This is a genomic window from Paenibacillus sp. A3, from assembly GCF_001399685.1.
Lineage (GTDB): Bacteria > Bacillota > Bacilli > Paenibacillales > NBRC-103111 > Paenibacillus_G.
The window spans coordinates 21,618-30,189 of the sequence record NZ_JTHN01000148.1 but is presented as its reverse complement, the minus strand read 5'-3'; the positions used below and the strand labels follow the sequence as shown (position 1 = coordinate 30,189).

General features: G+C 52.3%; 11 protein-coding genes and 1 rRNA gene. All 12 read left to right on the top strand.

Annotation, left to right across the window (positions count from 1 at the left end; all coding sequences use genetic code 11):
* Window positions 1–87 precede the first annotated feature (87 nt).
* The 12 genes from rrf (at window position 88) to QJ48_RS22440 (ending at window position 8,547) form a co-directional block, all read left to right on the top strand.
* Window positions 88–204: ribosomal RNA gene (gene rrf, locus QJ48_RS22480) — 5S ribosomal RNA — on the top strand.
* 595 nt (window positions 205–799) lie between these two features.
* The gene (locus QJ48_RS38915; RefSeq protein WP_237763023.1) at window positions 800–1,171 is read left to right on the top strand and encodes an alpha/beta fold hydrolase; all 372 of its coding nucleotides are present in this window, start codon (window positions 800–802) and stop codon (window positions 1,169–1,171) included.
* A 22-nt stretch (window positions 1,172–1,193) separates the two neighbouring features.
* Complete coding sequence (locus QJ48_RS38910) at window positions 1,194–1,553, top strand: alpha/beta fold hydrolase (protein WP_237763022.1); 360 nt, start codon at window positions 1,194–1,196, stop codon at window positions 1,551–1,553.
* 216 nt (window positions 1,554–1,769) lie between these two features.
* Window positions 1,770–2,171: an EamA family transporter gene (locus tag QJ48_RS37035; RefSeq protein WP_157261719.1), complete on the top strand. Its 402-nt coding sequence runs from the start codon at window positions 1,770–1,772 to the stop codon at window positions 2,169–2,171.
* A 147-nt stretch (window positions 2,172–2,318) separates the two neighbouring features.
* Window positions 2,319–3,143 (top strand): ABC transporter permease, encoded by an 825-nt coding sequence (locus QJ48_RS22470; protein WP_054975725.1) that lies wholly within the window; start codon window positions 2,319–2,321, stop codon window positions 3,141–3,143.
* 15 nt (window positions 3,144–3,158) lie between these two features.
* A complete protein-coding gene (locus tag QJ48_RS22465) occupies window positions 3,159–4,199 on the top strand; it encodes an ABC transporter ATP-binding protein (protein ID WP_054975724.1) in 1,041 nt (346 codons plus the stop codon).
* A 32-nt stretch (window positions 4,200–4,231) separates the two neighbouring features.
* On the top strand, window positions 4,232–4,540 hold the full coding sequence (locus QJ48_RS38905; protein ID WP_237763021.1) for a hypothetical protein: 309 nt from the start codon (window positions 4,232–4,234) through the stop codon (window positions 4,538–4,540).
* A complete protein-coding gene (locus tag QJ48_RS22460; protein WP_237763020.1) occupies window positions 4,537–5,427 on the top strand; it encodes an extracellular solute-binding protein in 891 nt (296 codons plus the stop codon). Before QJ48_RS38905 ends, QJ48_RS22460 begins: the two co-directional genes overlap by 4 nt.
* On the top strand, window positions 5,424–6,305 hold the full coding sequence (locus tag QJ48_RS22455) for an ABC transporter permease (RefSeq protein WP_193394482.1): 882 nt from the start codon (window positions 5,424–5,426) through the stop codon (window positions 6,303–6,305). The genes QJ48_RS22460 and QJ48_RS22455 overlap by 4 nt, the downstream gene beginning before the upstream one ends.
* A 23-nt stretch (window positions 6,306–6,328) precedes the next feature.
* Window positions 6,329–6,811 (top strand): hypothetical protein, encoded by a 483-nt coding sequence (locus QJ48_RS22450; protein ID WP_054975723.1) that lies wholly within the window; start codon window positions 6,329–6,331, stop codon window positions 6,809–6,811.
* On the top strand, window positions 6,792–7,787 hold the full coding sequence (locus QJ48_RS22445; RefSeq protein WP_054975722.1) for a CehA/McbA family metallohydrolase: 996 nt from the start codon (window positions 6,792–6,794) through the stop codon (window positions 7,785–7,787). The genes QJ48_RS22450 and QJ48_RS22445 overlap by 20 nt, the downstream gene beginning before the upstream one ends.
* A 46-nt stretch (window positions 7,788–7,833) precedes the next feature.
* Window positions 7,834–8,547 (top strand): glycerophosphodiester phosphodiesterase family protein, encoded by a 714-nt coding sequence (locus tag QJ48_RS22440; protein WP_054975721.1) that lies wholly within the window; start codon window positions 7,834–7,836, stop codon window positions 8,545–8,547.
* The last annotated feature ends 25 nt before the right edge of the window (window positions 8,548–8,572 follow it).

Genomic DNA, 8,572 nt, shown 5'->3' with positions numbered 1-8,572 from the left:
GGTCGAGGGCTTATCCAAAAACATAAGCTAACGATAGAAGTTGAAAAAATTTCGCATCTAGTTTTCAAGGTGCAAGCCTTGATTATGTTTGGTGATGATGGCGGAAGGGAACCACGCGTACCCATCCCGAACACGACCGTTAAGCCTTCCAGCGCCGATGGTACTTGGACCGCAGGGTCCTGGGAGAGTAGGACATCGCCAAGCAGCAACCCCATTCGGGGTTATTTTTTTATAATCTTCGGAATTTATCCGAATTCTCATATTCTACCCCAAAAAAGAGCAGTTGCCTTAGGCAAACTGCTCTTTTTTTACTGAATCCTTGTGGGATTACGAAAACCTTACTATAGTGATGAGACCCTTCAACAGCCAACAATTTACGACCTTTTTGTCATTTTTTTAGCCAGGAGCCACCAGTCGTATGCCAACACGGGGATTTCCGGCGGAGCCAATGACGGCCGTTTGCACACAGTATCTCGCAGCGTAACGGCAGCAACGATCGGACATCGATGCTCTAGCTTGCGGCGGCATACGCAAGCCCAGGGGGATCTTTGCTTTATGGATCACGCCTGTTATTTGCTTTTGCAAATATTTATAGATGAAACTTGGCTTCCTCACAACTGTACCGATACAGTTGTGCTTTCTATTTATTGTAGCACTTGGTACTCACCATTAGAATTAAGTGGGCAAGGGGTATTATATCGTAATTGATACAAGGAGGTAAGATGAAATCATGGCTTATTACATCAATGGCAACCGCCGGAATTATTTCATCGAATTTTGAGCCGGTCGTCCCGTCGTCTTGCTGCACGGCATTAGCAATTCCGGGCGAGCCTGGGCGCCTCAGATAGCGCCGCTGGTCGAAGCGGGATTTCGGGTGATTGTGCCGGACCATGCTGGGCACGGTGCCTCGGCAAGGCTAGACCGAGCGTTCGGCGTGTCCGACATCGCCGCGGACGTGCTTGCGCTTCTCGATCATTTTTCTATCGAATCCGCCGACATCATCGGCCTGTGGCTGGGTGGAATGGTGGCGCTCGAGATCGCGCTCACACAGCCTCGGTGCGTCGGGAAACTCATCGTCGCCAACAGCTTCGATACGACGGCAACGGAGGAGTTCCGGACCATGGCTGAAGGATGGGCTAGAACGTTCTGCGGTGAAGACGGTGCCGGTTAAGCGGTTTGAAGGCATCTGGCCTATGAATGTCAATGAAGCCTTCCGGGCAAGCGCGGAAGGGATGAAGACCTATCAGGTTTGGCACGGCCTGGCGGCGACGGCCGACGGACGGTCGCTCGCCTATGTGGCGGAGGGGATTGTCGGCTTCGATGCGACTACGCGCCTGGCATCCCTTTCCATGCCCGTCTTATTCATCGCAGGCGAGCAGGACCGCATGTCACCGCCAGCTTTTTCCCGGCGCATGGCGGATCGCGTTCCGAATGAGCGCTATATCGAGATCCAGGGCGCCGCGCATATTTCCAATGTGGATTCGGCTGTGGCATTTAATGAGGCCGTCATTACATTTCTGGGCGGTGCGCCGACGAGTGTCACGTCAGCTTAGGATCGCCATGCATAATGAGTGATTCGACATTGCTGACGGCTCATTGCCATTGTGATGAGTGTAGCGGTCACTGAATTGATTCGAAGTTATTCGAGACTCATCGCTGTGAGGAGACTCGGTAAGCGTTTTTTGCATGGCAGGCGTGTTAGGCACAGAATAAGGAAACCATTTTCAGCTTAGACGAGCCGAATGTAAATTGCAGAGGGGATATATAATGTGAATATAAAAAGCATCTTATTTTTAACAGCAATAAGCTTGATATGGGGTTCACAATTTTTCTTTGTAGATATTATTATCTCTAAAGTGCCTCCAGTTACACTTGCAGCAGCAAAGGCATTTGTTGGAGCTATTACATTAACCTTGATCTATTTTTTATTTACCAAGAAAGGGCAACGTCAACCTTCTTCCACTTATCAAAATAAGAAGGTAAGAGTTCTTTTTGTTGCCGGATTCCCATTTTTACGCTGCTTATCTTGTTTATTTATCTTAGCTGCCCTTCAGTTATCTGGAGGGTTTTCTGCTTTCAGAACCCCTTTTACAAATCATTTAAAAGATCATGTACTCCCGTTAACAATTCTATCGATTGAATTTTACAATAGTCTTCTATTCTTAAAATAGAAATTGCGAAGCAGGGAGGCTGAAAATTTAAGCATATGTTGTTTCGATCAAAATTGGTATCGATACCAGAGTCAGCTGTGGAGGTAGGCGCTTTTTATTTTCTGAAAATTGGTATCGATACCAATTTCGTAAGGAGGTGAAAATTCCATGAGTTGGTACTTCAAAAGCTTGGGAAAAAGAAAGATCGTTGAGTTTGTCATCTTCGCCTTGTTCATCTTCTTTTTTCTGGGACCGCTAATCAATTTGGCGCTGCTTGCCTTTTCGGGAAAGTGGCAGTATCCGGCGGCGCTGCCGCAAAGCTGGTCTTTGACCTGGTGGAAATTCGTATTGTCCCAGCCTGAAATTTTAAAATCGATTGGCTTGTCTTTCCTGATTGCTTCCGTCGTAACGGCGCTATCGATTGTCATCTGCGTCCCCGCGGCCTATGCTTTTGCGCGTATTCGGTTTCCGTTCAGCCGTTGGTTTCTGTTTTCGTTCCTGCTGACCAATGCGTTTCCGAAAATGGGCTTATATGTTGCTATCGCCGTGCTTTTTTTCAAGGTCGGTTTGATGAATACCTTTGTGGGCGTTGTTCTTATTCACGTGATTAACACCTTGATGTATATGACATGGATTCCTGCCGCTTCCTTCAAGAGCGTGCATCAGGCACAGGAAGAAGCCGCAAGAGACGCGGGAGCGGGGCCGTTTCGCGTGTTCTGGAATATTACGCTTCCGATGGCGCTGCCGGGCATTATTGTGGCTTCGATCTTTACCTTCCTGTCCTCTTTGGACGAAGCACAAGGAACGTTTATGGTAGGGATGCCCGATTTCAAAACGATGCCGCTGATTATGTACGGAGCGGTACAAGATTATCCGGCAACGGCCGGCGCCGTATTTTCCATTATCTTGACGCTGCCTACCATTATTTTGCTGATGGTGTCACGACGCTTTGTCAGCGCAGATGTGATGTCCAGCGGCTTCACCATGAAATAGCAAGGAGGCAGGACCATGACGGCTCCAGTCCAATTATCGATTCGAAATTTATCCAAACGTTACAAAACAGGCGAAGGCGTGACCGGGATATCGTTCGATATCCATCATGGAGAGCTCGTTACTTTGCTGGGCCCGTCCGGCTGCGGCAAAACGACGGTACTCCGCTCGGTCGGCGGATTTCTGGAACCGGACTCGGGCGATATCCTGATTGCAGGCAAGAGCGTGCTGCATTTGCCTCCGGAGAAGCGTCCGACCGCGATGGTATTTCAAAGCTATAATCTATGGCCGCACATGAATGTGTTCGAGAATCTGGCGTTTGGCCTGAAAATCCGCAAAATGAAAAAGGACCAAATTCAAGAAGCAGTGGATCGGGCACTCAAGCTCGTTCGGCTGCCCGGCGCGGAGAAAAAACGGCCGACCGAGCTGTCGGGCGGTCAGCAGCAGCGTGTGGCCGTGGCGAGAGCTCTGCTGCTGGAACCGGCGGTTCTGCTGCTGGACGAGCCTTTCTCGGCGCTGGACGCCAAATTGCGCGCAGAGCTCCGGGAGGAGCTCCGGGAAATCCAATCGTCGACAAAGCTGACGATGATGTTCGTCACTCATGATCAGGAAGAGGCGCTGTCGCTGTCCGACCGGATCATCGTCATGAACCGCGGTCATATTGAGCAGTCCGATTCGCCGCAAGCCATCTATGACGCTCCGCAGACGCTGTTTGTTGCGAATTTTATCGGACGCATGAACATGCTGGAGGGGGTGGCGCATAACGGAAGCATCACGCTGCAAAACCTGGAGCTTCCCGATTCCAGACATCTGCACGGCGATGTTGTAGTCGCGATTCGGCCGGAGGATGTCCGATGGAAGGATGCGTCGTTCCCCGGTCTGGCGGCTACCGTGAAGCAAGTGATGGTGCTCGGGCATTACGCTGAAATCACGCTGCTTACTGAAGCGGGCGTCCTGCGCATGTTCCTGCCACGGGAAGAAGCCGTCGAGCTATCCGGCGGACAATCGGTCTCGCTTACATTTGCCAAGCACGCTGCTTATCCTAAAATTTCGGCATAGCTGCCGGCCCAACTTCGAGGAGGATGTCTACCATGAGTATCAATTTCGGCGGTTTCAAGCAAAAGGGTAAAGGTCTCGTTCTTGCTTCTCTATCCGCGTTTACGCTTCTGGCGGGCTGTTCGGCGGGAGCGGGAGGCGGCGCTAACTCCGCGGCTCCTGCCAAGAATGAAACGGCTGCAGCGCCAAGCGGCGGTACGACGGAAATTGCGTTTTACTTCAGCGGATCGCAAAACGTGCAGGAATTATGGAAGCATCTGAAAGACATGTACGAGAAAAAACAGGACAAGGTGAAGGTCAAGCTCGTCTTATTCCGTCCGGACAAGGCGAACAGGCGACCATGAACCGTATTGTAGCCGCCAAGAAAGCGGGGAACAGCACGATCGACGTGGATCTGTACGAAGCCAACGGTGGGTCTGATTTGGCCGCCGACAAAAAAGACAATGTCTTCGAGAAGCTGGACGAGAAAAAAATCCCGAATCTCAACTTGATGAATCCGGCGAATATGAAGGATGCGGGCTACAAAGTGGTGCCTTACCGGTCTTCCTCGGTCCTTCTTGCTTATAACAGCGCGAAAGTGCCGACGCCGCCGAAAACGCTCGATGAGCTGTACGACTGGATTCGAAACCATCCGGGCCGATTCGCCTACAATGATCCGGCTACCGGCGGTTCCGGCGCTTCGTTCGTGATTACCGCCTTGTACAAGTCTCTGCCGGAAGAGGCGATCCATAATGAAGATAAAGGCATTGAACAGGAATGGGGCCCGGGCTTCGAGCTGCTCAAATCGTTGTCCAAAGACATGTACCAGCAGGGCGTATATCCGAAGAAAAACCAAGGGACGCTCGACCTGCTCGCCAACGGAGAGGTGGACATGATTCCGGCTTGGTCCGATATGGCGCTGGAGCAAATCAACAAAAAGCTGCTGCCCGAAACGACGAAGCTCGCACAGATTGAGCCGGCATTTACCGGCGGACCGGGAAGACTGGCCGTACCGAGCATGTCCCAGCATAAAGAAGCGGCTTACGACTTCATCAATTTTGTGCTGAGTCCGGAAGCGCAGGCCGAGGTTGTCAATAAAATCTACGGCTTCCCCGGTATCGAATGGTCGCATATGCCTGCCGATCTGAAGAAAAAGTTCGAAGGCGTGTCCGTCAACTACCGCTCCTTTAATCTCGGGGATTTGGAAGCCGACGCGATGAAACGCTGGCAGAAGGAAGTCGCCGGTCAATGAGCACCCAGTCGCTGGTCACCGGCAAATCGTTAAGACCAGCCTTGTTCGGACGCGGAGCGGGACGTTCCGCGCTCGGACTGGTCATGGTGCTGCCGTCCTTTTTACTGCTGCTCTTGATGATTGTGGTGCCGATCTTCACGTCCGTTCAGGAAAGCTTGAGCGGAAGCGACGGCCGGCTTACGTTGGAGCATTACCACTTTCTGTTTACCGATCCCGCCATGCTGGCGAATATCAAATATACGCTTTATTTGACGCTGGTTTCGTCGGTGCTGGTGCTGCTCATTGCTTATGGGCTTGCCGTGTTTTTACGGTTTAGTACAGGCATTCTCGCGAAGTGGATAGAACGTCTCTATTATATTCCGATGTTCATTCCATCGGTGATCGCGACATACGGAATTATGAATATGTACGGTAATCACGGCTGGCTGGCCCGCATCCTGCTGCTGTTCACCAATGAGCCGATGATGAAAGTGCTCTTCGATTTCAAAGGGCTGCTGCTCGCCAATTTATGGTTTCATATTCCGTTTGCCACCATGCTGCTTAGTTCCGCGCTGTCGGGTATTCCGAACGCCGTAATTGAAAGCGCGAAGGACGTCGGAGCGGGGAAGATCCAAGTGTTTACCCGCATTATCATTCCCTTGTCGTTCAAATCGCTGCTGGTGGCTGCCACGTTTGTCGTGATGGGTATTGTCGGAAGCTTCACGGCTCCGTTCCTGATCGGCCCGAATGCGCCGCAAGTGCTCGGGGTGGCGATGCAGCAGCAGTTTTCGGTTTATTTTGAAACCGGCATTTCCAGCGCATGCGCCGTATTTATGTTTGTTCTATGTTCCCTCGTCGGCTATTTCTATATTCGCAGCATGATGAATGAGGAAAAGTAAGCAACCGAAAGCGGGGATACTGTATGAAAGATTTGCTGATCGTCGAAGGAAAGCTGACTCCGCTCAGTTCGAAAACCCATATTACCTATCAGTTTTATATGCCTGAGCCCGCGGAATGCCTGGTTATTGATTTTAGCTACAGCCCTAAAAAATTGGACGACCCAAGCGTCTCCCGCGAGCTGATTGAAGATACGATCGACAGGTATGTGAACCCGTCTTTACAACCCGTCTACAAGGAACAATGGGAAAAGTTCGTTCCGCTGCAAAATCTGCTCACGCTATCGATCGACGACCCGGACGGATTCCGGGGATCGGCGCACCGCCATCCGAATGAGCAGCATCATGTATTGTCGCCGAAGGAAAGCTCTCCGGGCTTTATTGCGGGCCCGATTCAAGAGGGGATCTGGCGGGTTACCATAAGCGTTCATTGCGTCGTGACCAAAGCGTGTCATTATACATTAAGCATCCGGGGAGGAGCGTCGGCGCATGAACTGGCTTCCGTTTGAACTGCATACCCACACGCCTCACAGCGACGGCATCCATACGCTGCACGATATGTGCAGGAAAGCGGCAGAACTAGGTCTCCGAGGCATCGCCTTGACGGATCACAACACCACATCGGGGCTGGCCGATGCGGCCCGAGTGACGGACGAAACCGGAATATGCATCGTTCCGGGGATGGAGTGGACGACATTCTACGGGCACATGCTGACGCTCGGCGTACCGTATTGCGAATGGCGCGATCTGGGCCCGAAAGATATTTTGAAGGGCATTGACCGGGTTCACCGGCAAGGGGGCGTGGTCGGCATCGCGCATCCGTTCAGTATGGGCAGCCCGATTTGTACGGGGTGCCATTGGGAGTATGACATCCAGGACTGGCATCAAATCGACTATATGGAAGTATGGCACGAAACGCTGCCTCCGCTGCGTAACCATAACGCCCCGGCGTTCGAGCAATGGACGAATTTGTTAAATCAGGGAGTGCGCATCGCCGCTACAGCCGGCAGGGACTGGCACCATTCCTCCGAAAATAGCGATCCTTCGGCTTTTACGTACCTGGGCATCGCCGGAGATGAACGCGCTGTCACGTCTGAAGCCGTGGTGGAGGCGATCCGTTCCGGGCGCATTTGCGTAAGCATGGGGCCGCTCGTAACGCTTGAACTGCGGGCAGGCGGACAAACGTATGGCATTGGCGATGTCGTTCCACAAGCACCGGGAGAATCCGCCGAGCTTTCGGTTCAAGTGCAAGCCCCGTTTCGGACAAGCGGACATAATTTGCTGCAGGGACCAAGCTATACGATGATTGTCGAATCCAACCTGGGAGAGCTGTGCCGTGGCACCGTAACGGAGAGTGAACCGGTGTTCTTCCGAGCCATTTCCAGCGAAGGGCTGACCTGGCTGAGGGTTCGTCTGCATGGCTTGCTGGGCATGGCGTTAGCGGACGTTGCTTTTACGAATCCGCTCTATTTTGAAGCCCGGTAACGGCGTCGAAGCGATCACACAAAACAACGCGGGAGGCGTGTATTGCATGGCTATGCCCCTAATTATCGCGCATACCGGCTGCGAAGGTACGCCGGACAATACTCTGGAGTCGGCTATCGCCGGACGGAAGGCAGGTGCGGAGGTGCTGGAAGTCGATGTCAGAGCGACCAAGGATGGCGTATGCGTGCTTTATCATGACGATAATCCTTGGATCTCCGAGCTTACTTACGCCCAATTGAAGGCAAGGAACCCCTTCATGCTTCCCGCAGGACGGGAGCTGGAACGGCTGGAGACGGTGCTGCAGGCGTTCAAGGGGCAGCAGGTCTCGTTTAATTTGGATATCAAGACCGATGCCGCAGCGCTCCCCGTCATCGAGCTGCTGAACTCACTGAAGATGTGGGACCAGATTTATTTTACAGGCGAAACAAAAACGATTACAAATCTTCCCTATCGTGATAGAGTAATGTGGAATACGCCGGAAGCGCTAAAAGAGATGAACGGCGCGGCCTATGAGGCCGCCGTACGGGATTTGTGCAGCATGGCCCAGCAAAAAGGATTTGCCGGAATCAATGTGGACTATCCTTCGTGCCGTGAAGTTCTGGTGCAGTGTGCCCACGAACACGGACTGCTTGTCTGGGTGTATACGTTGCCCGAAAGCGGGATGTTTCCGGCTTATGCCGAGATGAAGCTGGACGCGGTCTCCACGTTGGACGTGAGCGCCACGGCAGCTTTGCGGGAGCGGATGTATGCGGCTCGTTGAATTATTGTTTTGAAATGAGGAAAGC

Coding starts and splice junctions, on each gene's coding strand:
- QJ48_RS38910 (WP_237763022.1), top strand. CDS start 1,194: ATGAATGTCAATGAAGCCTTCCGGGCAAGCGCGGAAGGGATGAAGACC.
- QJ48_RS22470 (WP_054975725.1), top strand. CDS start 2,319: ATGAGTTGGTACTTCAAAAGCTTGGGAAAAAGAAAGATCGTTGAGTTT.
- QJ48_RS22465 (WP_054975724.1), top strand. CDS start 3,159: ATGACGGCTCCAGTCCAATTATCGATTCGAAATTTATCCAAACGTTAC.
- QJ48_RS38905 (WP_237763021.1), top strand. CDS start 4,232: ATGAGTATCAATTTCGGCGGTTTCAAGCAAAAGGGTAAAGGTCTCGTT.
- QJ48_RS22460 (WP_237763020.1), top strand. CDS start 4,537: ATGAACCGTATTGTAGCCGCCAAGAAAGCGGGGAACAGCACGATCGAC.
- QJ48_RS22455 (WP_193394482.1), top strand. CDS start 5,424: ATGAGCACCCAGTCGCTGGTCACCGGCAAATCGTTAAGACCAGCCTTG.
- QJ48_RS22450 (WP_054975723.1), top strand. CDS start 6,329: ATGAAAGATTTGCTGATCGTCGAAGGAAAGCTGACTCCGCTCAGTTCG.
- QJ48_RS22445 (WP_054975722.1), top strand. CDS start 6,792: ATGAACTGGCTTCCGTTTGAACTGCATACCCACACGCCTCACAGCGAC.
- QJ48_RS22440 (WP_054975721.1), top strand. CDS start 7,834: ATGGCTATGCCCCTAATTATCGCGCATACCGGCTGCGAAGGTACGCCG.